Origin of the sequence: Pseudomonas sp. CC6-YY-74 (assembly GCF_002025205.1) — a bacterium.
GTDB lineage: Bacteria > Pseudomonadota > Gammaproteobacteria > Pseudomonadales > Pseudomonadaceae > Aquipseudomonas > Aquipseudomonas paeninsulae.
The window spans coordinates 2,537,005-2,561,030 of the sequence record NZ_CP019947.1 but is presented as its reverse complement, the minus strand read 5'-3'; the positions used below and the strand labels follow the sequence as shown (position 1 = coordinate 2,561,030).

The 24,026-nt window shown below is 61.1% G+C and carries 25 protein-coding genes; 17 read left to right on the top strand and 8 right to left on the bottom strand.

All coding sequences use genetic code 11. The features are described 5' to 3' along the window. Positions 1–35: 35 nt before the first annotated feature. The gene (locus tag B2D37_RS11695; protein WP_079202850.1) at positions 36–977 is read right to left on the bottom strand and encodes a folate-binding protein YgfZ; all 942 of its coding nucleotides are present in this window, start codon (positions 975–977) and stop codon (positions 36–38) included. Positions 978–1,192: 215 nt separating this feature from the next. On the opposite strand from B2D37_RS11695, the gene B2D37_RS11690 reads away from it, so the two are divergent. After that, positions 1,193–1,447 carry a succinate dehydrogenase assembly factor 2 gene (locus B2D37_RS11690; RefSeq protein WP_079202849.1) on the top strand — a complete coding sequence of 85 codons (255 nt, stop codon included), beginning with the start codon at positions 1,193–1,195 and terminating at the stop codon, positions 1,445–1,447. Beyond that, entirely contained in the window at positions 1,431–1,883 is a 453-nt protein-coding gene (locus B2D37_RS11685; RefSeq protein ID WP_079202848.1) for a protein YgfX, read from the top strand. The genes B2D37_RS11690 and B2D37_RS11685 overlap by 17 nt, the downstream gene beginning before the upstream one ends. Here the strand turns inward: B2D37_RS11685 and nadB are convergent. Then, positions 1,852–3,468, bottom strand: coding sequence for an L-aspartate oxidase (nadB, locus tag B2D37_RS11680; RefSeq protein WP_079202847.1), 1,617 nt, complete (start codon positions 3,466–3,468; stop codon positions 1,852–1,854). The genes B2D37_RS11685 and nadB overlap by 32 nt on opposite strands. Positions 3,469–3,847: 379 nt before the next feature. Here nadB and rpoE point away from each other — a divergent pair, with 379 nt between their 5' ends. From rpoE to pdxJ, 12 genes are all read left to right on the top strand, one after another. After that, the gene (rpoE, locus tag B2D37_RS11675) at positions 3,848–4,429 is read left to right on the top strand and encodes an RNA polymerase sigma factor RpoE (protein ID WP_079202846.1); all 582 of its coding nucleotides are present in this window, start codon (positions 3,848–3,850) and stop codon (positions 4,427–4,429) included. Positions 4,430–4,459: 30 nt separating this feature from the next. Continuing rightward, on the top strand, positions 4,460–5,053 hold the full coding sequence (locus B2D37_RS11670) for a sigma-E factor negative regulatory protein (RefSeq protein WP_079202845.1): 594 nt from the start codon (positions 4,460–4,462) through the stop codon (positions 5,051–5,053). An 8-nt stretch (positions 5,054–5,061) separates the two neighbouring features. Then, positions 5,062–6,015: a MucB/RseB C-terminal domain-containing protein gene (locus B2D37_RS11665; protein ID WP_079202844.1), complete on the top strand. Its 954-nt coding sequence runs from the start codon at positions 5,062–5,064 to the stop codon at positions 6,013–6,015. Beyond that, positions 6,012–6,467 (top strand): SoxR reducing system RseC family protein, encoded by a 456-nt coding sequence (locus tag B2D37_RS11660; RefSeq protein ID WP_079202843.1) that lies wholly within the window; start codon positions 6,012–6,014, stop codon positions 6,465–6,467. The genes B2D37_RS11665 and B2D37_RS11660 overlap by 4 nt, the downstream gene beginning before the upstream one ends. Positions 6,468–6,503: 36 nt before the next feature. After that, entirely contained in the window at positions 6,504–7,931 is a 1,428-nt protein-coding gene (locus B2D37_RS11655; RefSeq protein ID WP_079202842.1) for a DegQ family serine endoprotease, read from the top strand. Positions 7,932–8,151: 220 nt separating this feature from the next. After that, on the top strand, positions 8,152–9,951 hold the full coding sequence (gene lepA / locus B2D37_RS11650; protein ID WP_079202841.1) for a translation elongation factor 4: 1,800 nt from the start codon (positions 8,152–8,154) through the stop codon (positions 9,949–9,951). 5 nt (positions 9,952–9,956) lie between these two features. After that, positions 9,957–10,811, top strand: coding sequence for a signal peptidase I (gene lepB / locus B2D37_RS11645; protein ID WP_079202840.1), 855 nt, complete (start codon positions 9,957–9,959; stop codon positions 10,809–10,811). A gap of 98 nt (positions 10,812–10,909) precedes the next feature. Then, positions 10,910–11,287: a DUF4845 domain-containing protein gene (locus tag B2D37_RS11640; protein ID WP_079202839.1), complete on the top strand. Its 378-nt coding sequence runs from the start codon at positions 10,910–10,912 to the stop codon at positions 11,285–11,287. Next, positions 11,284–11,973, top strand: a complete 690-nt coding sequence (gene rnc, locus B2D37_RS11635; protein WP_079202838.1) for a ribonuclease III — start codon at positions 11,284–11,286, stop codon at positions 11,971–11,973. Before B2D37_RS11640 ends, rnc begins: the two co-directional genes overlap by 4 nt. Beyond that, positions 11,966–12,868, top strand: coding sequence for a GTPase Era (gene era / locus B2D37_RS11630; protein WP_079202837.1), 903 nt, complete (start codon positions 11,966–11,968; stop codon positions 12,866–12,868). Before rnc ends, era begins: the two co-directional genes overlap by 8 nt. Before the next feature lie 50 nt (positions 12,869–12,918). Continuing rightward, positions 12,919–13,617 (top strand): DNA repair protein RecO, encoded by a 699-nt coding sequence (recO, locus tag B2D37_RS11625; RefSeq protein ID WP_079202836.1) that lies wholly within the window; start codon positions 12,919–12,921, stop codon positions 13,615–13,617. After that, positions 13,610–14,353, top strand: coding sequence for a pyridoxine 5'-phosphate synthase (pdxJ, locus tag B2D37_RS11620; protein ID WP_079202835.1), 744 nt, complete (start codon positions 13,610–13,612; stop codon positions 14,351–14,353). The genes recO and pdxJ overlap by 8 nt, the downstream gene beginning before the upstream one ends. 147 nt (positions 14,354–14,500) lie before the next feature. On the opposite strand, the gene cmoB is transcribed toward pdxJ, so the two are convergent. Further along, positions 14,501–15,469, bottom strand: coding sequence for a tRNA 5-methoxyuridine(34)/uridine 5-oxyacetic acid(34) synthase CmoB (gene cmoB, locus B2D37_RS11615; protein ID WP_079202834.1), 969 nt, complete (start codon positions 15,467–15,469; stop codon positions 14,501–14,503). Beyond that, positions 15,466–16,209, bottom strand: coding sequence for a carboxy-S-adenosyl-L-methionine synthase CmoA (cmoA, locus tag B2D37_RS11610; RefSeq protein ID WP_079202833.1), 744 nt, complete (start codon positions 16,207–16,209; stop codon positions 15,466–15,468). The genes cmoB and cmoA overlap by 4 nt, the downstream gene beginning before the upstream one ends. Positions 16,210–16,550: 341 nt before the next feature. On the opposite strand from cmoA, the gene B2D37_RS11605 reads away from it, so the two are divergent. Together B2D37_RS11605 and B2D37_RS11600 are read left to right on the top strand one after the other, a co-directional pair. Continuing rightward, positions 16,551–16,934, top strand: a complete 384-nt coding sequence (locus B2D37_RS11605; protein WP_079202832.1) for a hypothetical protein — start codon at positions 16,551–16,553, stop codon at positions 16,932–16,934. 28 nt (positions 16,935–16,962) lie between these two features. Next, a complete protein-coding gene (locus tag B2D37_RS11600) occupies positions 16,963–18,225 on the top strand; it encodes an FAD/NAD(P)-binding oxidoreductase (protein WP_079202831.1) in 1,263 nt (420 codons plus the stop codon). Positions 18,226–18,379: 154 nt separating this feature from the next. Here the strand turns inward: B2D37_RS11600 and B2D37_RS11595 are convergent, their stop codons facing one another. The 4 genes from B2D37_RS11595 to B2D37_RS11580 all read right to left on the bottom strand — a co-directional run bounded on the left by B2D37_RS11595 (position 18,380) and on the right by B2D37_RS11580 (position 22,903). Beyond that, positions 18,380–18,952 (bottom strand): hypothetical protein, encoded by a 573-nt coding sequence (locus B2D37_RS11595; protein ID WP_079202830.1) that lies wholly within the window; start codon positions 18,950–18,952, stop codon positions 18,380–18,382. A 159-nt stretch (positions 18,953–19,111) separates the two neighbouring features. After that, positions 19,112–19,504 (bottom strand): protease inhibitor I42 family protein, encoded by a 393-nt coding sequence (locus tag B2D37_RS11590; protein WP_079202829.1) that lies wholly within the window; start codon positions 19,502–19,504, stop codon positions 19,112–19,114. Between the two features lie 204 nt (positions 19,505–19,708). Continuing rightward, positions 19,709–22,129, bottom strand: coding sequence for an endopeptidase La (gene lon, locus B2D37_RS11585; RefSeq protein WP_079202828.1), 2,421 nt, complete (start codon positions 22,127–22,129; stop codon positions 19,709–19,711). Between the two features lie 57 nt (positions 22,130–22,186). Further along, entirely contained in the window at positions 22,187–22,903 is a 717-nt protein-coding gene (locus B2D37_RS11580) for a hypothetical protein (RefSeq protein ID WP_079202827.1), read from the bottom strand. A gap of 291 nt (positions 22,904–23,194) precedes the next feature. Between B2D37_RS11580 and B2D37_RS11575 the strand changes: the two genes are divergently transcribed. Next, positions 23,195–23,947, top strand: coding sequence for an AraC family transcriptional regulator (locus B2D37_RS11575; protein WP_079202826.1), 753 nt, complete (start codon positions 23,195–23,197; stop codon positions 23,945–23,947). Positions 23,948–24,026 lie beyond the last annotated feature (79 nt).

The following is a 24,026-nucleotide window of genomic DNA, read 5'->3' as shown; positions in this document are numbered from 1 at the left end:
GATCTCTTCGGTAATCGGCTGCAGGTGCAGTGTGGTTAGCGCTGGATTTCGAGGTTGCTGTCCAGGGTGTAGGGCAGGTCCAGCAGTCTGAGCGGCAGGCCGTGCGGCGTACCGAGGTGAATGCGTCCGTCGCTGACCGCGTCCTCCAACAATACGGCGAGCAGCTCGAAGCCGCTGTCGCTTTGCGCGGCCAGCACCACTTCACCGACGCTGGCGTTGCGCTCGGGGGTAAACAGTTCGAGTGCCGGCGCGGGTAGTTGCTCGCCGTCCACTGCCAGGCGATACAGGCGGCGCTTGAGTTTGCCGAGGTACTGCATGCGCGCGACGATTTCCTGGCCGGTGTAGCAGCCCTTCTTGAAACTGACAGCGCCCAATGCCTGCAGATTGAGCATTTGCGGGATGAACAGCTCGCGAGTGGAGCCCAGCACCTGGCCGATGCCGGCGCGCACCTGGGCCAGCAGCCATTGATTCAGTGGGGCGTGCGCCAGCTGTGCAGCCAGGTGGGCGTGCAGGCTGTCGTGCTGGGCCGCTGGTGCCCAGAGTTCGGCGCGGCCGTCGCTCAGGCGCAGCGCCAGCAGGTCGATGGCCCGCGCCACGCTGTCGGCGTGGCGGGGCAGGTCGAGGCCGAGGCCGGCCAGCGCGGCGTCGCCGTCATGCAGGCCGAAACGTACCCAGGCAGCGCTTTCGTCGATCAGCTTGGACTTGCTGAATGCCGCGTATTTCTGCAAGTCGAGCAGTTGCGGCTCGACCAGCTCGCTGGCCATTGCCAGCAGGAAGCCGTCGGCCACGCTGACAATCCGGAAGCTCGACAGCATGCGGCCTTTCGGGGTGCAGCGCGCACCGAGGCTGGAGCTGACATCGCTCAGGTAGTTGAGGTTGCAAGTCAGTTGGCCCTGGAGGAGTTTGCTCGCATCAGGACCGCGAACGGCGAGAATGCCTTCGTGGCTGAGAGTGGAGAAAAACGCGGAATCGGCCATAGGGATAAACAATCGCTGGATGAAAGTGAGGGCGTCATCATAAAAGCAGCCACAAGTCTCAAGCTACAGGCTTTGCGTAAAAGCCGAGAAATAGCTTGAGTAGGGCTTGGTTCGAACCGTCCAGGATTGGCTTGCAGGGGGCGGCCACCCGTCTTGTGGCTGACTGTTATACTGCGCCGCTTTATCCCTGCCAGGCTCTATCAAGGAACCGCCCCATGGTCGATTCGACAGAACTCAATCGCCTTTACTGGCACAGCCGTCGCGGCATGCTGGAGCTGGATGTACTGCTGGTGCCATTCGTCAAGGAGGTTTATCCAACCCTCGATGCCGAAGATCGCGAGCGTTACCGCAAGCTGCTCGAGTGTGAAGATCAGGATATGTTCGGTTGGTTCATGCAGCGAGGCGAGTCTGAAGATGCCGACCTGCAGCGCATGGTTCGCATGATTCTGGACCGTGTCCAGCCCAAGTGACAGCTTCGAGTGCCGCTGGCAGCCGTCGCGGCGCTTGCTGCTGCTCTACGGCTTGGTACAGGCGCTAGCGCTGCTCAGCTTGTCGCTTGTCGCGATGCCGCTGTGGGCGCTGTCGCTGGGCGTCGTCCTGTGTCTGGGGCATGCCGCCTGGGTATTGCCGCGGCATATCCTGCTGAGTGCGCCGCAGGCGTTCGGCGGGCTGCGTTGCACGGCCGATGGTTGGCAGCTGTGGAGTACTGCTGGCGGCTGGCAGGCAATCCAGTTGCGCCCCGACAGTCTGGCGTTGCCGTTGGTCGTGGTGCTGCGCTTTAGTCTGGCGGGCGAGCGCCGGGTGCGCGGCCTGTGCATCCCGCATGATGGCATGCCGCGGGATATGCACAGGCGCTTGCGTGTGCGCCTGAAATTCAGTCGCCGTAGATGGGTGGCCGCAGAATAGTGTCTTTGGCCACGGGCAACTGCTGCGGGTAGTCCAGGGTGTAGTGCAGGCCGCGAGACTCCTTGCGCTGCATGGCCGAACGGATCATCAGTTCGGCCACCTGCGCCAGGTTTCTGAGCTCGATCAGGTCGCGGCTGACCTTGTAGTTACTGTAGAACTCGTCGATTTCATCCAGTAACAAGCGCACCCGATGTTCGGCGCGCTGCAGGCGCTTGTTGGTGCGCACGATGCCGACGTAGTCCCACATGAAGCGCCGCAGTTCATCCCAGTTGTGCGCGATGATCACGTCTTCATCCGAGTCGGTCACCTGGCTGGCATCCCAGGTCGGCAGGTTGCTCGGCGCACTCACCTCATCCAGTTTCTGCATGATGTCGGCCGCCGCCGAGCGGGCGTAGACGAAGCATTCCAGCAGCGAGTTGCTGGCCATACGATTGGCACCGTGCAAGCCGGTAAAACTGGTTTCACCAATGGCGTACAGGCCCGGTACATCGGTGTGTCCGCTCTGGTCGACGACCACGCCGCCGCAGGTGTAGTGCGCGGCCGGCACGACCGGGATCGGCTCGCGGGTGATGTCGATGCCAAAGTCGAGGCAGCGCTCATAGACGGTGGGGAAGTGCGTTTTGATGAAATCGGCCGGCTTGTGGCTGATGTCCAGGTACACGCAATCCACGCCGAGGCGCTTCATCTCGTGGTCGATGGCGCGGGCTACGATGTCGCGTGGGGCCAGTTCGGCGCGGGCATCGAAGCGCTGCATGAAACGTTGACCATTGGGCAGTTTGAGCAGCGCGCCTTCGCCGCGCAGGGCTTCGGTGACCAGAAAGCTTTTGGCCTGCGGGTGGTACAGGCAGGTCGGGTGGAACTGGTTGAACTCCAGGTTGCCGACCCGGCAGCCGGCGCGCCAGGCCATGGCGATGCCGTCGCCGCAGGCGCCATCCGGGTTGCTGGTGTACAGGTATACCTTGGCTGCGCCGCCGGTGGCGAGGATGACGAAGCGCGCGCCATAGGTGTCAACCTCGCCGCTGGCACGATTGAGCACATAAGCGCCCAGGCAGCGTTCGCCAGCCAGATCGAGTTTGCGGGCGGTTATCAGGTCAACCGCCACGTGCTGCTCGAGCATTTCGATGTTGGCCCGCAGCTTGGCCTGCTCGAGCAGGGTCTTGAAGATCGCCGCGCCGGTTGCGTCGGCGGCGTGGATGATGCGTCGATGGCTGTGACCGCCTTCGCGGGTCAGGTGAAATTCAAAGCCGCCGTCTTCGCGGGCAGTCTGATCGTCGCGGGTGAAGGGCACGCCCTGGTCGATCAGCCATTGAATCGCTTCGCGGCTGTGCTCCACGGTGAAGCGCACCGCCTCTTCGCGACACAGGCCGGCACCGGAATTGAGGGTGTCGTCGACATGTGACTCGACGGTATCCATGTCGTCCAGCACTGCTGCCACGCCACCTTGGGCCCAGTAAGTCGAGCCATTGGCCAGATTGCCCTTGCTCAGCACGGCAATACGCAGGTGCTCGGGCAGGGTCAGCGCCAGGGTCAGGCCGGCGGCCCCGCTGCCGATGACCAGAACGTCGTGTTGGTAGTGTTGGCTCATGTCGTGATTCCGCAAGTAAGCGGCCCCTAGTATATAGAGGGGGCGGGCGGCACAATAGCCGGCTTATGACCTACTGTGGTACTGGGGAACTTTCTTAGTCTTTCAGGTTCCATAAAGGGTCGCCCGTAGAGGACAGCGCTTATTTGACGGGGGTGCGTTGAAGGCTTTCAACGGCTTTCAATCGCCGGCAGATGAGTGGTCTAAGATTATTTGCGCGGCAGGGCTTACAGGGCGTTGCTGCGTCACTCCGTGCAGGACATAAAGCGTTCTGCAGGAAGCTTGTTTGGAGGGGAGAACTTTTGCGCAACGTCCGGGTCTATCTTGGCAAGTCGATTGATTGGTTGGCGGCGCACTCCTTCGGACTCAATGAGGAGTGTTGATGCTAGCTCAGGAAGAAGATCAGCAGTTGGTCGAACGCGTGCAGCGTGGTGACAAGCGTGCATTCGATTTGTTGGTGTTGAAATACCAGCACAAGATTCTTGGGTTGATCGTGCGTTTCGTGCATGACACCCATGAAGCGCAAGACGTGGCGCAGGAAGCTTTCATCAAGGCTTACCGAGCGCTGGGGAATTTTCGCGGTGACAGTGCGTTCTATACGTGGCTGTACCGCATTGCCATCAATACGGCGAAGAATCATCTGGTGTCGCGCGGTCGGCGGCCGCCAGAGAGCGATGTCAGTGCTGAGGATGCGGAATTCTATGATGGCGATCACGCCCTCAAGGATATCGAGTCGCCAGAGCGAGCGTTGCTGCGGGATGAAATCGAAGCCACCGTGCATCGGGCCATCCAGCAATTACCAGAGGATTTGCGCACCGCCCTAACCTTGCGCGAATTTGATGGTCTGAGTTACGAGGACATTGCGAGCGTCATGCAGTGTCCAGTCGGTACTGTGCGATCGCGAATTTTTCGGGCTCGTGAGGCCGTAGATAAATCCTTGCAACCTCTGTTGCAGGAAAGTTAAGACAGCGGCGACAGCCAAGAGAGGAACGCCATGAGTCGTGAAGCCCTGCAGGAATCGCTGTCCGCAGTGATGGATAACGAAGCGGACGAAATGGAACTGCGGCGCGTGCTCAGTGCGAGCGACGATGCCGAATTGCGTGCAACTTGGTCGCGTTATCAGGTTGCTCGTGCAGTGATGCACAATGAGCTGCTGGAGCCGCGTCTGGATATTGCGGCTGCTGTGTCTGCGGCGCTGGCCGACGAAGCCTTGCCGGTGCAGAGCAAGACCGTCGTTCGCGGCCCGTGGCGTTCAGTTGGTCGTTTTGCCGTAGCCGCTTCTGTTACGGTTGCCGTGCTGGCTGGTGTGCGCTTGTACAATCAGGATGAAGTTGCCAGTACACAATTGGCGCAGCAGGCTGCTCAGCCGGCCATGAGCGCTCCTCAAGCGCAAGGCCCAGCCATGCTGGCGGGTTTCAGTACTGCGGGAGAGCAACAAGGTGCGGCTGAACCTGCCAGTGAGGGCACGCCCGGCTGGCATGACAAGCGTCTGCCGGATTATTTGCGCCAGCATGCTCAGCAAGCTGCCATGAATGCCAATGAAAGCGCGCTGCCTTATGCTCGCGCTGCAAGTCTGGAAAGCCGCTAAGGAGGCGCATGCGCTTTATTCCCGTCATCTCTTTGTTGTTCGGTAGTTGGCTTGCATTCCCTGCTGTCGCTGCCGAGACGCAAGATTGGCTTGGGCGAATGGCTGATGCTGGCCAAAGCCAAAGCTTTCAAGGCACATTCGTTTATGAGCGTAACGGCAGCTTCTCTACCCACCGTATTTGGCATCGGGTGGATGAGGCTGGCGTGGTGCGTGAGCGATTATTGCAGTTGGATGGGGTGGCGCAGGAAGTGCTGCGTGTCGATGGCCGCACCCAATGCGTCAGCGGTGCCTTGGTCGGCCAGGTCGATGACTATCAGGCGTGGTCGGCGCACGACCTGAGTAGCCAGCGACTGCTTGAGTCTTATGATCTGCGGGTCATCGGCAAGTCGCGTGTGGCGGGGCGTGCGGCTGTGGTGCTGGCACTGTCGCCGCGCGACCAGCACCGCTATGGCGTTGAGTTGCATCTGGATCAGGAAAGCGCTCTGCCGTTGAAGTCCCTGTTACTGAATGACAAGGGGCAGTTGCTCGAACGCTTTCAGTTCACCCAACTCGATGTTGCCACGTTGCCTACTGACCAGGAACTGCAGTCTGGAGCAGGTTGTCAGCCGGTAACCGCCAGCAAGGCGGCAGCTGAGGTTGTCGAGGCCTGGCGTTCCGACTGGTTGCCGCCAGGTTTCACCTTGAGTCGGGTGGCCGAACGTCGCAACGAAGCTACCGATGAGCAAGTCGCCAGCCTGGTTTATTTCGACGGCTTGGCGCGTTTTTCGGTGTTCGTTGAGCCCTTGCATGGTGTCATGGCCGAAGATGCGCGCAGTCAGATTGGCCCGACTGCAGCGGTTTCGCGGCGTCTGACGACCGCTGATGGCGATGTGATGGTGACGGTGGTCGGTGAAATTCCGCTGGGCACTGCGGAGCGCGTCGCCTTGTCGATGCGCGCCATAGAGGGGCAGGCTATACAATGATCGAGGAACAGGGGCGAGTCGTGGCTGTCGAGCCGGGCGCTGTCTGGGTCGAGACCATGCGTAAAAGCACCTGTTCCAGCTGCTCGGTGAGCGCTGGTTGCGGTCATGGCGTGCTCGACAAGTTGGGCGCCAGTGGGCGTATGGGCTATGTTCGAGCGCTCTGTGAGCTGCAGTTGAGCGTGGGTGATGCAGTGGTGATTGGCGTGCGCGAGGAATTGCTGGTGCGCGGCTCGTTACTGGTCTATCTGCTGCCTTTGATCGGCTTGTTCAGCGCGGCATTGCTGGCCGAACAGCTGACCTTGAGTGAGCCTTTGGTGATCCTGTCTGCCTTTGTCGGCTTGTTCGTGGCCTGGTTGGCGGTGCGCTGGCACAGCAGTCGCACGGCCGATGATCCGGCATTGCAACCGGTTGTCTTGCGTGCTTTGCTCGCCGGATCTGCTGCAGCGTTTTGAGCTTTTTGCTCGTTTTCGATGGGGAGTTGTATATCGATGCCTAGCCTGAAATCGTCTTTCTCTGCCTTGCTCGCTTTACTGCTCTTGGGGCAGGCGGTGGTTGTCCAGGCAAGCTTGCCGGACTTTACCGAGTTGGTCGAAGAGGCTGCGCCAGCGGTAGTCAACATCAGCACTCGGCAGAAAATGCCGGAGCGTGTGGCGGACGCTGGCGAATTGGCGATCCCCGATCTTGAAGGCCTGCCTCCGATCTTCCGCGAGTTCTTCGAACGCAATATCCCTCGGGTTCCGCGCACGCCAAACGGTGGTCGCCAGCGTGAGGCGCAATCGCTGGGTTCCGGCTTCATTATCTCCGCCGATGGTTATGTGCTGACCAACAACCATGTGATCGCCGGTGCCGATGAAATCATCGTGCGTCTGCCTGATCGCAGTGAGCTGGAAGCCAAGCTGATTGGTGCCGATCCGCGTAGCGATGTGGCCCTACTCAAGATCGAGGGCGAGAATCTGCCGACGGTCAGGCTGGGCAAATCCGAGGATCTGAAAGTCGGCGAATGGGTGCTGGCCATCGGCTCGCCCTTCGGCTTCGATCATTCGGTGACCGCCGGTATCGTCAGCGCCAAGGGGCGCAGTCTGCCGAATGAAAGCTATGTACCGTTCATCCAGACCGATGTGGCGATCAATCCGGGTAACTCTGGTGGCCCGCTGTTCAACCTGGCGGGTGAAGTGGTGGGTATCAATTCGCAGATATTCACCCGTTCCGGCGGCTTCATGGGCTTGTCCTTCGCCATTCCAATGAGCGTTGCCCTGGAAGTGGTCGAGCAGCTGAAGGTCGATGGCAAGGTCAGTCGCGGCTGGTTGGGCGTGGTGATTCAGGAAGTGAACAAGGACCTGGCCGAGTCATTCGGTCTGGATAAACCGGCAGGTGCGCTGGTTGCCCAGGTGCTGGAAGGTGGTCCTGCAGCCAAGGGTGGCTTGCAGGTTGGTGATGTAATTCTCAGCATAAATGACGCGCCGATCGTCATGTCGGGGGATCTGCCGCATCTGGTGGGGCGCCTGAAGCCAGGTAGCAAGGCTGAGCTGGATGTGGTGCGTGACGGCGCGCGGCAGAAGCTCAAGTTGACTATTGGTGCTTTGCCGGAAGACGGCGAAACCTTGGGCGGCGCGGCTGGGCCTGGGGTGGAGCGCAGCAGTAATCGACTCGGCGTCAAGGTGGTCGAGTTGACGGTCGAACAGCAGAAAGGCCTCGATTTGAAAGGCGGTGTGGTGATCACCGAAGTGCTTGACGGCCCCGCGGCTCTGATTGGCTTGCGTCCGGGTGATGTGATCACCCATTTGAATAATCAGGCCATCGACTCGGCGAAAACCTTTACCCGGGTGGCCAAGGCGCTGCCGAAAAACCGCTCTGTCTCAATGCGCGTGCTGCGCCAGGGGCGCGCCAGCTTCATTACCTTCAAGTTGGCGGAGTGAGCTCGGTACGGATTACCGGCTGCCTCTGCGCCGCTAATGCGCTGCCCCGGACTTGATGCAACGCTGAGTGCGACAAGCAGACATGAGCAAGGGCGATTTCGGTCGCCCTTGTTCATGTCTGCCTATTGGTGCCTGGGCGTGACGGCTGCGGCGCCAATCGGGTACACTTCACGGCTATTTTCGGCGGGCTGCCGCCTGCGACCTTTTCGAGTGTTGTCCTGTGAGTGACCTAAGTCATATCCGCAATTTCTCCATCATCGCCCACATCGATCACGGCAAGTCCACCCTGGCCGATCGTTTTATCCAGATGTGTGGTGGCCTGGCCGATCGTGAAATGGAAGCCCAGGTCCTGGATTCCATGGACCTTGAGCGTGAGCGCGGGATTACCATCAAGGCTCATAGCGTGACCCTGTATTACAAGGCGCGCGACGGCAAGACCTACCAGCTGAACTTCATCGACACGCCCGGTCACGTCGACTTTACCTATGAGGTCAGTCGTTCCCTGGCGGCCTGTGAAGGTGCGTTGCTGGTGGTCGATGCCGGTCAGGGTGTCGAGGCGCAATCGGTCGCCAACTGCTACACCGCCATCGAGCAAGGCCTCGAAGTCATGCCGGTGTTGAACAAGATCGACCTGCCGCAGGCCGACCCGGATCGGGTCAAGGAAGAAATCGAGAAAATCATCGGCATCGACGCCACCGATGCCGTGACCTGCAGTGCCAAGACCGGCCTGGGTGTCGACGAAGTGCTCGAGCGCCTGGTGCACACCATTCCCGCGCCGACCGGCGATATCGAGGCGCCCTTGCAGGCGTTGATCATCGACTCCTGGTTCGACAACTACCTGGGGGTGGTTTCCCTGGTGCGCGTGCGTCATGGGCGGATCAAGAAAGGTGACAAGGTGCTGGTGAAATCCACCGGCAAGATTCACCTGGTCGACAGCGTTGGCGTATTCAACCCCAAGCACAGCGCCACGGTTGACCTCAAGGCCGGTGAAGTGGGCTTCATCATTGCCGGTATCAAGGACATTTTCGGTGCGCCAGTGGGCGATACCCTGACCTTGAGTTCTACCCCCGACGTCGACATGTTGCCCGGCTTCAAGCGCATACAACCGCAGGTCTATGCCGGCCTGTTCCCGGTTAGCTCGGATGACTTCGAGGATTTTCGCGAAGCCCTGCAAAAACTCACGCTGAACGACTCATCCTTGCAGTACACCCCGGAAAGCTCCGATGCCTTGGGCTTCGGCTTCCGCTGCGGTTTCCTCGGTATGTTGCATATGGAAATCATCCAGGAGCGCCTGGAGCGCGAGTACGACCTGGATCTGATTACCACTGCCCCGACGGTTATTTTCGAGTTGCTGCTGAAGACGGGTGAAACGGTTTACATCGATAACCCGTCCAAGCTGCCTGATCCGTCGACTATCGAAGACATGCGTGAGCCGATCGTGCGGGCCAATATCCTGGTGCCACAGGAACATCTGGGTAATGTCATCACCCTGTGTATCGAGAAGCGTGGCATACAGCACGACATGCTGTTTCTCGGTTCCCAGGTACAAGTGACCTATGACCTGCCGATGAACGAAGTGGTCCTGGATTTCTTCGACCGCCTGAAGTCGACCAGTCGTGGCTATGCTTCGCTGGACTACCACTTCGATCGTTATCAGTCGGCTAATCTGGTCAAGCTTGACGTGTTGATCAACACTGAAAAAGTCGACGCCCTGGCGTTGATCGTGCACCGTGACAACGCACACTACAAAGGTCGTGCGTTGACCGAGAAGATGAAAGAGCTGATTCCTCGGCAGATGTTTGATGTGGCAATCCAGGCCGCCATTGGCGGGCAGATTGTCGCGCGAACTACTGTCAAGGCGCTCAGAAAGAACGTGCTGGCCAAGTGTTACGGTGGTGACGTGAGCCGTAAACGCAAATTGCTGGAAAAGCAGAAGGCCGGTAAGAAAAGGATGAAGCAGGTCGGTAACGTGGAAATTCCACAAGAAGCCTTCCTTGCTGTGCTCAGGTTGGATAGTTAGATCCTATGTCGCTAAATTTCCCGCTGTTGCTGGTAATCGCTGTCGCCGTTTGTGGTGCGTTGGCGCTGTTCGATTTGATCTTTCTGGCCCCGCGCCGCCGTACGGCTATTGGTAATTACCAGGGCCAGGTCAACCAGCCTGACGAGGCCGTAGTCGAACGCCTGAACAAAGAGCCATTGCTGGTGGAGTACGGTAAATCGTTCTTCCCGGTGCTGGCGATCGTGCTGGTGCTGCGTTCCTTTCTGGTCGAGCCGTTCCAGATCCCGTCCGGTTCGATGAAACCAACCCTGGAAGTGGGTGATTTCATTCTGGTCAACAAGTTCGCCTACGGCATTCGCCTGCCGGTGCTGGATATCAAGGTCATTGACGTGGATGACCCGCAGCGCGGCGATGTCATGGTGTTTCGTTACCCGAGCGACCCGAACATCAACTACATCAAGCGCGTGGTGGGTTTGGCTGGCGATCGTATTCGTTACACCACTGACAAGCGCCTGTTCCTCAACGATCAGCTGGTAGCCCAGCAATTGCTCGGCGAAGAGCCAGGCAGTCTCGGTAGCGTGGCCCTCTATGGGGAGCAGCTGGGTGAGGCCGAGCACCTGATTCGCAAGGAAATGAATCGTTATCGGGCCGAGCCAGGGCGCGAGTGGGTGGTGCCGCAAGGGTATTACTTCATGATGGGCGACAACCGCGACAACTCCAATGACAGTCGTTACTGGAACGATCCGGCCATTCCCCAACCGTTACTGGGCATGGTGCCGGATCAGAATATCGTCGGCAAAGCGTTCGCCATCTGGATGAGCTGGCCTGACCCGAAACTACACAATCTGCCGAATTTCTCTCGCGTCGGTTTGATTCACTGACGTTTCGCGTTTTTTGCGGTGCTGTTCATTACGGCGCCGCCGGCTATATATAGTCTTGGCTCGCTGAGCACTCACATTGGTCGAACTTGGGGGCAAACATGACATTTGCACGGTCGCAGAAAGGCTTGTCGATACTGAGCTGGTTGATGGTACTGGCGGTTGTGGCGTTCTTCGCCAGCACGGCATTCAAGATGCTGCCACATTACCTCGACTATATGTCGATGGAAAAAATCATCACCTCGGTGGAGACGGATCAAACCATGGATATCCGCACGATCGGCGCTTTCTATGGCCATGTTAGCAAGGGCATGGAGATCAACAGCATTCGCGACCTGAATCTGAAAGACGCGTTGAAAGTGAAAATCGAGAACAACGAGTTTCGTGCGCATCTGAAGTATGAAAAGCGCGAGCCACTGATCGAGAACCTCGATCTGGTGGTGCGGTTCGACAAAGAATATCGCGTGCGCATGCCGTGAGTGCTTCGTTAGCTCGTCTCGAGCGTCAGCTCGGCTATACCTTCAAAGATCAGGACCTGATGGTGCTGGCGCTGACCCACCGCAGTTTTGCCGGGCTCAACAATGAGCGCCTGGAATTCCTCGGTGATGCCATCCTCAACTTCGTCGCCGGCGAGGTGCTGTTCCAGCGCTTCCCCCAGGCCCGCGAAGGGCAGTTGTCGCGTTTGCGCGCGCGCCTGGTCAAGGGCGAGACCCTGGCCATCCTGGCCCGCGGTTTTAATCTGGGTGACTACCTGCGGCTCGGTTCGGGCGAGTTGAAAAGTGGCGGCTTCCGCCGTGAATCGATTCTCGCCGATGCCCTCGAAGCGCTGATCGGCGCCATCTACCTGGATGCCGGGATGGACGCCGCGCGCGAGCGCGTGGTCGCCTGGCTGACCAATGAACTGGAAAGTTTGACTCTGGTCGATACCAACAAGGATCCGAAAACCCGTTTGCAGGAGTTTCTGCAATCGCGTGCCTGCGAGTTGCCGCGCTATGACGTGGTGGATATCCAGGGCGATCCGCATTGCCGGACATTCGTCGTCGAATGCCAGATTTCCTTACTGAATGACAAAACCCTGGGCCAGGGTGCCAGCCGTCGCATCGCCGAACAGGTCGCTGCAGCCGCCGCCTTGATTGCCCTGGGTGTGGAGAATGGTCATGACTGATACACCCGTTACACGCTGTGGCTATGTCGCCATTGTTGGCCGGCCCAACGTGGGTAAGTCGACCCTGCTCAACCACATCCTCGGGCAGAAGCTGGCGATCACCTCGCGCAAGCCACAGACCACCCGGCACAACATGCTCGGGATCAAGACCGAAGGCACTGTGCAGGCGATCTATGTGGATACCCCTGGCCTGCACAAGAACAACGAAAAAGCCCTCAATCGCTATATGAACAAGAATGCCTCGTCGGCGCTGAAAGATGTCGACGTGGTGATCTTTGTGGTCGACCGTACCCGCTGGACCGACGAGGACCAACTGGTCCTGGAGCGTATACAGTACGTGCAGGGGCCGGTGATCCTGGCGATCAACAAGACCGACCGCCTCGAAGACAAGGCCGATCTGATGCCGCATCTCGAGTGGCTGGCGACCCAGTTGCCCAACGCCGAGATAGTCCCGGTCTCCGCCCAGCACGGGCATAACCTCGATACCCTGGAAAAACTGGTGGGTGAGCGCCTGCCCGAGGGTGTGCACTTCTTCCCGGAAGATCAGGTCACCGACCGCTCCAGCCGTTTCTTCGCCGCCGAACTGGTGCGCGAGAAAATCATGCGCCAACTGGGCGCCGAGCTGCCGTACCAGATCACCGTGGAAATCGAAGAGTTCAAGCGCGACGGGCGGATTCTGCATATCCATGCGCTGATTCTGGTCGAGCGCGACGGTCAGAAGAAAATCATCATTGGCGACAAGGGCGAGCGGATCAAGCGCATCGGCCAGGATGCGCGCAAGGACATGGAGGTGATGTTCGACTCCAAGGTCATGCTCAACCTCTGGGTCAAAGTCAAAGGTGGTTGGTCGGACGATGAGCGCGCCTTGCGTTCGCTGGGTTACGACAACATTTGAGCTGCACGCGGGCGCAGCCTTGCGCCCGCCATGCCGAGTAAACACCCGCCATGCTCCCGGTCAGCCAGCCAGCCTATGTTTTGCACAGCCGTGCTTACCGCGAGAGCAGTGCGCTGGTGGACTTCCTCACCCCGCAAGGCCGTCTGCGTGCGGTATTGCGTGGCGCGCGGGGCAAGGCCGGTACCCTGGCGCGTCCTTTCGTGCCGCTGGAAGTGGAATTGCGCGGGCGCGGTGAGCTGAAGACCGTCAGCCGTCTCGAGGCCGCCGGTATCCCCAATCTGCTGCACGGCCAGGCCCTGTTCAGTGGTCTTTATCTGAACGAACTGCTGATCCGCCTGCTGCCGGAGCAAGACCCGCACCCGGCGACTTTCGAACACTACGCCCTGACCGTCCAGGCGCTGGCCCAGGGCCGGGCGCTGGAGCCCTTGCTGCGTTCTTTTGAATGGCGTTTGCTCGATGAGCTGGGCTATGGTTTCGCCCTCAATGAGGATCGGCTTGGCCAGCCAATCGTCGCGGCGGGCCTCTATCGCCTGCAGGCCGATGCTGGCCTGGAAGCAGTCGGCCAGTTGCAGCCAGGCGTGTTCCATGGCAGTGAGTTACTGGCCATGGCCGAGGCCGACTGGACTGCTCCGGGCGCTCTGGCCGCGGCCAAGCGCCTGATGCGCCAAGCCCTGGCGCCCCATCTAGGCGGTCGACCACTGGTCAGCCGCGAACTCTTCATGACGCTCAAGGAGCCACCACGTGACTGACGCTAACCGTATTCTGCTAGGTGTGAACATCGACCATGTGGCGACCCTGCGCCAGGCCCGCGGTACCCGTTACCCGGATCCGGTCAAGGCCGCGCTGGACGCCGAAGAGGCGGGCGCAGACGGCATCACCGTGCACCTGCGCGAAGACCGTCGACACATCCAGGAGCGCGATGTGCGGGTGCTCAGGGAGGTCATGCAGACGCGCATGAACTTCGAAATGGGCGTCACCGAAGAGATGCTCGCCTTCGCCGAAAGCATTCGTCCCGAGCACGTCTGCCTGGTGCCGGAAACCCGCCAGGAGTTGACCACCGAGGGTGGCCTGGACGTGGCCGGGCAAGAGGCGCGGATTCGCGCCGCGGTTGAGCGCCTGAGCAGGATCGGCTGCGAAGTCTCGCTGTTCATCGACCCGGACCCACGGCAGATCGACGCCTCGAAGCGCGTCGGTGCCCCAGCGATCGAGTTGCATACTGGGCGTTATGCCGATGCCACTACGCCGGCCGAAACAGCCAGGGAGTTGGCGCGGATTCGCGACGGCGTTGCCTGCGGCCTGGCCCATGGCCTGATCGTCAATGCCGGCCACGGCCTGCATTACCACAACGTCGAGGCGGTGGCGGCGATTGCCGGGATCAACGAACTGAACATCGGCCATGCCCTGGTCGCGCATGCCCTGTTCGTCGGTTTCAAGCAGGCGGTAGCGGAGATGAAGCAGTTGATCGTTGCGGCAGCCAATCGCTAGCTGATGGATGTGGACTGACGCGGTGGGGCGTACTCGCGAAGCAGTACACCGTTGCTGCTGGTTAGGGTGGACTGTTCGCTGCGCTCCTGAGTCCACCCTACGACTTGAATGATTCAGCCCGCCCCCGGTACGAATGAACGCCGCCAATCACGGCTTGCGGGCAATCAGTACGGCGCGGGTCGGTGCCGGCAGGCCTTCGAGGGTGCGGCTGTGGTCGGCCGGGTCGAGGAATTCCGGCAGCGACTGGAAGCGCATCCACTCGGTCGCGCGCTGCTCCTGCACCGAGGTGGTGTTGACGTCCACGCAGCGCACATCGACGAAGCCGGCGCGGCGCAGCCACAGTTCCAGGGCCGGTACCGAGGGCAGGAACCAGACGTTGCGCATCTGCGCGTAGCGGTCTTCGGGTATCAGCACCTGCTGAGCATCACCTTCCACCACCAGGGTTTCCAAGACCAGTTCGCCGCCCTTGACCAGGCAGTCCTTCAAGTCCAGCAAGTGATCGATCGGTGAGCGCCGGTGATAGAGCACGCCCATGGAAAACACCGTGTCGAAGCCTTGCAGCTTGCCCGGCAGTTCTTCGAAGGCCAGCGGCAGGTGCCAGGCTGCCAGCTTGGGCAGGTAATGCTTGATCGCCAGGAACTGGCAGAGGAACAGCCAGTTGGGGTCGATGCCGACCACGCTGTCGGCGCCGGCCCCGAGCATGCGCCACATGTAGTAGCCGTTACCGCAACCGACATCCAGCACACGCTTGCCGGTCAGGTCGAGGTAGGGCGCCACGCGCTGCCACTTCCAGTCCGAGCGCCATTCCGTGTCCACATGCACGCCGAACAGCTCGAAAGGGCCTTTGCGCCAGGGGATCAACCCTTGCAGCGCGCTTTGCAGTTCGGCGCGGGTGCTGTCATCACAGGCGCCGCCGAAGGTGAAGGCAGTCAACAGCTCCAGTTGTTCGACGTTCAGCGCAGGCAAGGCCTGAACGGCGCCGTACCAGCGCTGCAGGTCACCATGGCCGATGGCCAGTTTGGCGTCGATCTGTCCGGGCAGACCGGCTGCCCAGTCTTGCAGTGGGGTGCCCGCCAGCGCAGCTTGCAGGGCATCGAGGTCGAGGCGGTTGATCATGGCAGGGCAATCAATGAAGTGAAGTTGAGGCACTGGAACCAGGGCACCACCTTGCTGAAACCGGCGGCCAGCAGGCGTTCGCGGTGTTGCTCCAGGCTGTCTGGCAGCATGACCTTTTCGATGGCGCTGCGTTTCTGGGCGATTTCCAGTTCGCTGTAGCCGTTGGCGCGCTTGAAGGCAATGTGCAGGTCGCCGAGCAGCTGATGTTGCTCGGCATCTTCGAAGCGCAGTTTCTCCGAGAGGATCAAGGCGCCGCCGGGCAGCAGGGCTTGGCGAATCCGGCCAAGCAGGGTCAGGCGCTGTTCTGGCTGGACGAATTGCAGGGTGAAATTCAGCGCCACCAGCGAGGTCGGCTGGAACTCCAGGCTGAGAATATCGGCCTCGATCACCTCGACCGGCAACAGCTCCTGGAACATCGAGTCCTGGGCATGCAGGTATTCGCGGCAGCGCTCGACCATGGCACTGGAATTGTCCACCGCGATGACCCGGCAGTCTTCGACCTGTACGTGGCGACGCAGGGCCTGGGTCACCGCGCCGAGGGAGCTGCCGAGGTCGTAGAGCACGCTGTGCGGCTGGGCGAACTGGCCGGCGAGTACGCCGATGTTCTCGACGATGGTCGGGTAACCGGGCACCGAGCGCTTGATCATGTCCGGGAACACCCGCACCACGTCCTCGTTGAAGGCGAAGTCTGGTACCTGGGCAAGGGGCTGGGCGAAGAGACGGTCGGGGGGCTGGCGCACGGAGATTCCAAGGAGGGGGCTACGGCGGGCATTTTACCCAAGAAGAAGCGTTGGCCAAACCCTGAGGTTTTGTCGAACCGATAAAAGATGCAGAGGGGATGTCGCATGCAGGTAAGTCGAGCCGGAAATAAGACCTTGGTCCTATACAGTTTCAGACGAAAGGCCAGGGTTGGCGCGTTTGATTCTGGAACAATCAATTTTCGCTAGCGGTCTAACCCCTGTGCAGTATCCCCACCATGGAAAGGCGCATCCGACCCGTAGCTCATCAACTGATGTGAGGGCTTCTTCTGCGCCAAGGTTCACCGTATTTCAAGCAGATCAACTCTTAGGAGGGTCAGACGGTGAAACACTTAACCACTCCACTCATAGCCTTCACCCTGCTCGCGGCGGGCAGTGCGCCTGCATGGGCTGCCGAACACAGCGATCCGGCGGCCGAGCCGCCGAGCGGTCGCCTGCTGGCGACGCAATGTTTCCAGTGCCACGGCACCAACGGCAAGTCGCAAAGCGAAATTGACAGTATCGATGATGAAAGCGCGGAGGATCTGCTCGAGGAGCTGTTGGAAATGAAAGCCTCGCGCAAGGTCACGGTGATGAATCAGCAAGCCAAGGCATACAGCGACGCCGAGTTGCGCCTGATCGCCGATTACCTCGGCCGAACGGGAGGTAATGGCGATGACGACGATCATGACGATGACGATGATCATGACGATCGTGATGATGACTGATCCGCAACCAGCGACTGGAGGATAAATCATGAATAGCTTGAATCGTCGTAAGTTTATCCAGGTTTGCGGAGGCGGCCTGGCGCTCGCGACCTTACCCTTCTCATTGCATGCTGCCAGCGGCGCGCGCGTGGTGGTGATCGGCGGCGGCTTCGCCGGTGCCACTGCGGCCAAGTACCTGCGTCTGTTCGGTCCTGACCTGCAGGTGACCCTGGTCGACCCGGCGACTGCGCATGTTTCCTGTGTCGGCAGCAACCTGGTGCTCACCGGCGAGACGCCCATTGGCAAGCTGACCAAACCATTTGCCGCGCTGCGTGACAAGTATGGCGTGGAGCTGGTGGCCGAGCCGGCCGTTTCAATCGACGCGGACAACAAGCGGGTCAATCTGGCCAGCGGCGCGACCCTGGATTACGAGCATGTGATCCTGGCGCCGGGCATCGACTTCGAGCCGGTATCCGGTCACGATTTCAACGTGATGCCGCATGCCTGGATTGCCGGGGCGCAGACCACTCTGTTGCAAGAGCAACTGATGGCCATGACAAACGACGGCACCTTCGTCATCGCGATTCCGAAGACCCCGTTTCGTGCGCATACAGCACCCTATGAGCGGGCTACCGTGGTAGCCGACTACTTCCGCCGCAATAAGCCCGGCGCGAAGATCCTGATCCTCGATGCCAATGCCGCCATTGCCGGTATGAACCGTACCTTCACTGCGGCCTTCACCGGGGTCTACCGCGACATAGTCGAGTATGTGCCGAATGTGACGGTCAACGCGGCGGATGCCCTGAACCGACGGCTCGATATCACCCGTGACGGCATGGCCAGCTCGGTGACGGCGGAGGTGATCAACCTGATTCCGGCGCAGAAGGCCGGGCAGTTGTTGTTCGACAGCGGCCTTGTGCCGGACGGCAGCAAGTTCGCCCCGGTCAATCCGCTGAACTATGCGAGTACGCTGACCCCTGAGGCGAACGTGCACATTCTGGGTGATTCGCAGTCGACGGGGCAGGCCAAGTCCGGGCATATGGCCAACTCGCAGGCCAAGGTCTGCGTGGACGCAATTTTGCGCGATCTCGCCGGCCTAGCACCGGACCCCGCGCCAAAAACTACCGCCGCGGCGTTCCCGCCGATCACCCGGAGGACGGCAAGCTGGACGACTACGACCTATTCGTTCGACGCCGCCAGTATGAGTATGGTCGCGAGTTCATCGGCAGAGGCACCCGAGCCGACCAAGGATATTCGTGAGGAGGAAGGGCCGGGTTGGCTGATCAACTTGCTCAGCGATAGCTTCGCTTAGCCAGTTGCTAGCGGCCGTAACGGGCCTGGGATGTCCGGGCCCGTTGGTCTGCTGCGATTCACCGCATTACAGGAACGATCCAGCCTGTGCGGTGCAGCTCGGACGCAGGTGTCTCCAGCTGGAGTATGGCTTCCCTGTCGGGCAGTCAGGCGCCTCACTTCAATTGATCGGAAAAGTATTCGCCGGCGCCCTGCAACGGTCCCAGCGGGTTGCGCTTGACCTCGAGGCGGCGGATGTTCGGTTCGCCATTGCTGACCTTGTGCACCAGGGTGTTGTCGACCAGCACGAACACCGCGCGGAACGACCAGCCCTGCAGCGCCCGCTGCTTGCGGAAGTTGAGCACGTCGGCCCAGAAACTGCCGACCCGCTGGGTATCGGTCTTGGTGAATTCGAAGGAATAGCCGATGCAGCGGTCCTTGGCTTCCAGGCATTGCACCAGGCCGTCCGGCAAGTAGGTGATGGGGATATTCGGCTGCACGAACATCAAGCGCACATCGATGAACGAGAGCATTCTGCCGTTGCCCTGGGCCAGCGGGTCAAACCCCAGTGAGAACAGCTCGGCGCGACTGGTCATGCCGTTGATGGCCTGGGAGTAGCGCATTTCCGCATCGAGGTAATCGATGAATGGTGACTGCACTTCGGCTCGTTCGCTGGGTAAAAGGCTGCCGCATCCACTCAGGCCGAATAGCGCTACGACCACTACTGCTTCACGCCAGAACCGCGTCATGTGGTTTCCCTCGCAATTAGAACCCGTCTATTGGCTATAGCCGATTAAACCGGGTTCTGCTTGCGCCGCACGCGCAACGTCCACTGCGTGGGCTTACCGCCAATCTTGTCGAGGACCGGTGGCTAGGGCGTTACGGCTTGGCAGGACAGTGGCGTGGATTTATTTGACTCTGATCGAACAATCGAAGGTTTTTGCCGGGGCGACTTCGCTTTCCCACGGCCGCTGATAGGTCAACAGCAGGTGGCCTTCGCCTGCCTGTTTGGCCTGGAAGCGCCAGGTCGATTGGCCGGCACTGCCGACCAGCCCGGCGTCTTCCGGGTTGCTGTAGACCTCCGGGCCGAGGCTGTCGAGCAGGTTGCTGGCAGCATCACGCAAGACCCAGCGAAAACCGGTGGTGGGGTTGCTCGGCAGGGTCAGGATCACATATTGGCCGCTGTGCAGGCGCAGCGGACACTGGCTTTGCTGTTGCACAGTCTGGCTGCTGGGTTGGCTGGCGCAGGCGCTCAACAGGGCGAGGCCGAGCGGCAGTAGCAGGCGGTGGGCGGTGGGCATGGTGAACTCCTGTGGTCGGCAAACGCCTGCCAGCATAGCCGCTGTGCAGGGCAAGGCGTAAGCCGCCGAGGGCTTTTGTCGCCCGCCTGAATAGATAGGGCCGGCGCAACCCGCAATCCGCAGTCAGCGCCATTGCGGGTTGCGTCGGGGCTTATCCGTCCGATGTCGTAGACCTCGCCTATGAACCTAGGGTCTACAGGTGCGCTAGTCGAACAGCACCTTGGCCACATCGCTGTAGCGTTTGGCGAAGTGCACGGTCAGGCCTTGTTTGAGGTAGTCCGGCAGTTCCTCGTAGGAGCCACGGTTGGCTTCCGGCAGGATCAGCTCGAAGATCTTCTGCCGGCGCGCGGCGATGACTTTTTCGCGCACCCCGCCAATCGGTAGGACCTGGCCGGTGAGGGTCAGTTCGCCGGTCATCGCCACGCCTTTTTTCGGCGCCTGGTTGCGTGCGATCGAGAGCAGGGCGCTGGCCATGGTCACCCCGGCGCTGGGGCCATCCTTGGGTGTGGCGCCTTCGGGGACATGCAGGTGGACGAAGGCCTGGTCGAAGAAGCTCGGGTCGCCGCCGAACTGCTTGAGGTGCGAGCTGATGTAGCTGTGGGCGATCTCCGCCGATTCCTTCATCACCTCGCCGAGCTGGCCGGTGAGTTTGAAGCCGCGATTGAGGGTATGGATGCGCGTCGCCTCGATGGGTAGGGTCACGCCGCCCATACTGGTCCAGGCCAGGCCGGTGAGCACGCCGACGCCGGAAAGCACCTGCTCGCGGCGAAACAGCGGCATGCCGAGGGAGGCCTCCAGCTCCTTGGGGCCGATCTTGATCCTGCGCTCGGGGTCGTCGAGCAATTTGACCACCGCCTTGCGCACCAGTTTGCCGAGCTGTTTTTCCAGCTGGCGTACGCCGGCTTCCCGGGCGTAGCCCTCGATCACGGCCTTCAAGGCGGCATCGCTGATGGCCAGGCGATTCTTGGGTACGCCGGCCTTGGCCAACTGCTTGGGCCACAGATGGCGCTTGGCAATGGCCATTTTTTCCTCGGTGATGTAGCCGGACAGGCGGATTACCTCCATGCGGTCGAGCAGGGGGCCGGGAATCGAGTCGAGGGTGTTGGCGGTGCAGATGAACAGCACCTTGGACAGGTCCAGGCGCAGGTCCAGGTAATGGTCGAGGAATTCGACATTCTGCTCCGGGTCGAGGGTCTCCAGCAGTGCCGAACCCGGATCGCCCTGGTAGCTGCTGCTGAGCTTGTCGATCTCGTCGAGCATGATCACCGGGTTCATCACTTCGACTTCTTTCAGCGCCTGCACCAGTTTGCCGGGCAGGGCGCCGATGTAGGTGCGGCGGTGGCCCTTGATCTCCGCCTCGTCGCGCATGCCGCCGACGCTGAAGCGATAGAACGGTCGGCCGAGGGATTCGGCGATGGACTTGCCAATGCTGGTTTTGCCCACGCCGGGCGGGCCGACCAGCAACACGATGGAGCCGGCGATCTCGCCCTTGAAGGCGCCGACGGCCAGAAACTCGGTGATCCGTTGCTTGATGTCGTCCATCCCGGCGTGGTGCTGGTCGAGCACCTGGCGCGCGCGCTTGAGGTCGAGCTTGTCCTTGCCGAAAACGCCCCAGGGCAGCACGGTGGCCCAGTCCAGGTAGTTACGGGTGACCGCGTACTCCGGTGAGCCGGTTTCCAGAATCGACAACTTGTGGAGTTCTTCGTCGATACGTTTGCGGGCCTGCTCGGGCAGGGTCTTGCCTGCCAGGCGCTGCTCGAACTGTTCGACGTCGGCGCTGCGGTCGTCCTTGCTCAGGCCCAGTTCCTGCTGGATGATTTTCAACTGTTCCTTGAGGAAGAACTCGCGCTGGTGATGGCCGATCTTGCGATTGACCTCCGCCGACAGTTCTTTCTGCAAGCGGCCGACTTCCACTTCCTTGCGCAGCAGTGGCAGGACCTTCTCCATGCGCTTGAGCATCGGCACGGTATCCAGTACTTCCTGCAACTCGTTGCCGGGCGCACTGGTCAGGGCGGCGGCGAAATCGGTCAGCGGCGAGGGGTCGTTGGGGCTGAAGCGGTTCAGGTAGTTCTTCAGTTCTTCGCTGTACAGCGGGTTGAGTGGCAATAGCTCCTTGATCGCATTGATCAGCGCCATGCCGTAGGCCTTGACCTCATCGCGTGGGTCGGGCGAGCTTTTCGGGTATTCGACTTCCGCCAGGTAAGGCGGCTTGCGGCTAAGCCAGCCGCGGATGCGCACGCGGGTCATGCCCTGGGCGACGAACTGCAGTTTGCCGCCTTCCTCAGTGGTGTGGTGTACGCGCACCAGGGTGCCGTGCTCGGGCAAGTTGTCGGGGTCGAAGCTGGCGCCCTCAGTCGGCGGGTTGTCCATGTAGAACAGCGCCAGGCATTTGTGCGCGGTATTGGCTACGCGCTCCAGGGTCTTGCCCCAGGGGTCCTGGTTGACGATTACCGGCAGCACCTGGGCGGGGAAGAACGGGCGGTTGTGAATCGGGATCACATACAGCTTGTCCGGTAATTGCTGATCGGGCAGCGCCAGGGCCTGGCTGCTCTGGCTGCTCTGACTGTCCTGGTCAGTTTCGCGGGCTTGTTCTGCGAGGATTTCAATGTCCTGTGGCTCGTTCATGCGGCACCTGTAGTTGCACGTTAAGTGCTACATGGGGCAACGCCTGACGCATTTCAATCAGGTGGGTGCAATGCGGCGCTCGAGAGCATGGCGCAAGTCCGCCAGGCGAGCGTCGATCAGCGGGGTGAGCAGGGCAAAGTAGTCGTTGGGCGTCAGGCCAACATGGGTGGCGTCTATTAGCTCCCGCTGCAGGCGTTGCAGCAGGCTGTGCAGGGGTTCCGGGTGGGCGGGGTCGTCGAGGTGCTGGCAGAGCAGGCGGATCTGCATGTGCAGACCCTCTGGGCAGCGGCGGTAGTTGGCCGCGCGCATCGCCAGGCCGCGCAGGCGCGCCAGGTCCTCCAGGTGGCGCAATGCCGGTCCCAGGTCATGCCGTACGGGCACGGCGTGCCGGCTCAGGCGCTCCTCGAGTTGCGCGATGACCGTCAGCAGGGCTTCGATCATGCGGCTGTGGGCCTCGAAGTCGGCTGGATTGCGCCGCAGTTGCGGCCAGTCCTGCTGCAGTGGCGCCAGTTGCAGGCTGGGGCCTGGCCAGTTCAGCCAGAGCTGGTCGAGCTGACGGGCCAGGGCATTGCGCTGGCTGACGCTGACGATGTCCTGCTGCGCCCCCAGGCCGCGATGCTTCTGCAAGGTCTGCAACAGTTCAAGCGTGCGCAGCAGGGTGGCGCTTTGCAGTTGGCCAAGGGCCTGCCGGTGGCGTCGAGAGGCGCGTTGGCTGAGCCACTGACCGAGCAGAAACAGGCCCGCGGCCAAGGCCAGGGCAATGCTGAGTTCCATTTGGCGAGTCCTGGATGGGCACAAAGTGCGTCAGGGGAGTGCTAGCAACTCTCCTGCCAGTTGCTGCAAACCTGCCCTGGCGCTGGGTTTACGCGGCCGTCGGCGTCGAGAGCTGCGCCGTTGTTGTGCGCGGGCCGATCTGCCTGGCTGTTTTGGTGCGTCGGAGGGCGATGCTGCTGGCTTGCTCCAGGAGGGTTGGCTGGATACTTCCCTGCCGCCGGTCGCTGGGGATGACGGCAGCCTGCACAACTGGTTAAAGTGCCAGTACTCCTCTGCGGAATTGTCGTTGTAATGCTCAAAGCGCGCCTGCTGCGCCTGGATGACCAGGCCCATGAACACACCCACGATCACCACCAGTTGGTGCTGTCGCTGACCGGCCGTGCGGAGTTCGAGGTCAACGGCCGGGGCGGCGAGGTGTGTCGCATGCGCGCCTGCCTGGTGCCGGGCGATGCCGATCACCAGTTCGCCGGCATGGGTGACAACCGCATGCTGATCATCGATCTGGATGAACAGGGCACCTCCAGTGAAGACCTGGCCCTGCTTACCCATCTGTTCGAGACGCCGCGTTACCCGCAACTGGATGCCGACTTCCAGAACCTGCTGAGCTACGCCGGGGCCGAATTGGAACGTTACGGCAGCGACCCACTGCTGGCGCGCGCCCTCGGTGGCGTGCTGCTACGTGCGCTACACCTGCGCCTGTTCGGCGAACAATCTGCTCGGGTGCCGGGTGCGCTTAATCTGGAGCGGCTGGACGGTTACATCCTCGAGCACCTGGCGCGGCGCATCAGCGTCGCCGAGCTGGCCCAGGTTGCCTGCCTCAGTCCGAGCCATTTTCATGCGCAGTTCAAGGACAGCGTCGGCCTGACCCCCCATCAATACCTGCTGAAGACCCGTCTCGACAGTGCCTCCCGGCTGTTGCGCGAGAGCGCTCTGCCGTTGATCCGCATCGCCGAAGAATGCGGCTTCTCCAGCCAGAGCGCGTTGACCACGGCCATGCGCCGCTATCTCGGACTGACCCCCAAGCGTTTGCGCGGCGCCCAATAATCGCTTAGTTCGATAGCGCTCCCCAGGGTTTATCCAACGCTAACGCGTGATCTTCTGCGCGCGCCCGGCTAGTCTTGTC

Coding starts and splice junctions, on each gene's coding strand:
- recO (WP_079202836.1), top strand. CDS start 12,919: ATGCTCCCGGTCAGCCAGCCAGCCTATGTTTTGCACAGCCGTGCTTAC.
- B2D37_RS11575 (WP_079202826.1), top strand. CDS start 23,195: ATGCTCAAAGCGCGCCTGCTGCGCCTGGATGACCAGGCCCATGAACAC.
- B2D37_RS11660 (WP_079202843.1), top strand. CDS start 6,012: ATGATCGAGGAACAGGGGCGAGTCGTGGCTGTCGAGCCGGGCGCTGTC.
- cmoB (WP_079202834.1), bottom strand. CDS start 15,469: ATGATCAACCGCCTCGACCTCGATGCCCTGCAAGCTGCGCTGGCGGGC.
- lepB (WP_079202840.1), top strand. CDS start 9,957: ATGTCGCTAAATTTCCCGCTGTTGCTGGTAATCGCTGTCGCCGTTTGT.
- rpoE (WP_079202846.1), top strand. CDS start 3,848: ATGCTAGCTCAGGAAGAAGATCAGCAGTTGGTCGAACGCGTGCAGCGT.
- B2D37_RS11670 (WP_079202845.1), top strand. CDS start 4,460: ATGAGTCGTGAAGCCCTGCAGGAATCGCTGTCCGCAGTGATGGATAAC.
- B2D37_RS11655 (WP_079202842.1), top strand. CDS start 6,504: ATGCCTAGCCTGAAATCGTCTTTCTCTGCCTTGCTCGCTTTACTGCTC.
- B2D37_RS11580 (WP_079202827.1), bottom strand. CDS start 22,903: ATGGAACTCAGCATTGCCCTGGCCTTGGCCGCGGGCCTGTTTCTGCTC.
- B2D37_RS11690 (WP_079202849.1), top strand. CDS start 1,193: ATGGTCGATTCGACAGAACTCAATCGCCTTTACTGGCACAGCCGTCGC.
- nadB (WP_079202847.1), bottom strand. CDS start 3,468: ATGAGCCAACACTACCAACACGACGTTCTGGTCATCGGCAGCGGGGCC.
- B2D37_RS11600 (WP_079202831.1), top strand. CDS start 16,963: ATGAATAGCTTGAATCGTCGTAAGTTTATCCAGGTTTGCGGAGGCGGC.
- B2D37_RS11640 (WP_079202839.1), top strand. CDS start 10,910: ATGACATTTGCACGGTCGCAGAAAGGCTTGTCGATACTGAGCTGGTTG.
- lon (WP_079202828.1), bottom strand. CDS start 22,129: ATGAACGAGCCACAGGACATTGAAATCCTCGCAGAACAAGCCCGCGAA.
- B2D37_RS11595 (WP_079202830.1), bottom strand. CDS start 18,952: ATGACGCGGTTCTGGCGTGAAGCAGTAGTGGTCGTAGCGCTATTCGGC.
- B2D37_RS11665 (WP_079202844.1), top strand. CDS start 5,062: ATGCGCTTTATTCCCGTCATCTCTTTGTTGTTCGGTAGTTGGCTTGCA.
- era (WP_079202837.1), top strand. CDS start 11,966: ATGACTGATACACCCGTTACACGCTGTGGCTATGTCGCCATTGTTGGC.
- B2D37_RS11695 (WP_079202850.1), bottom strand. CDS start 977: ATGGCCGATTCCGCGTTTTTCTCCACTCTCAGCCACGAAGGCATTCTC.
- B2D37_RS11590 (WP_079202829.1), bottom strand. CDS start 19,504: ATGCCCACCGCCCACCGCCTGCTACTGCCGCTCGGCCTCGCCCTGTTG.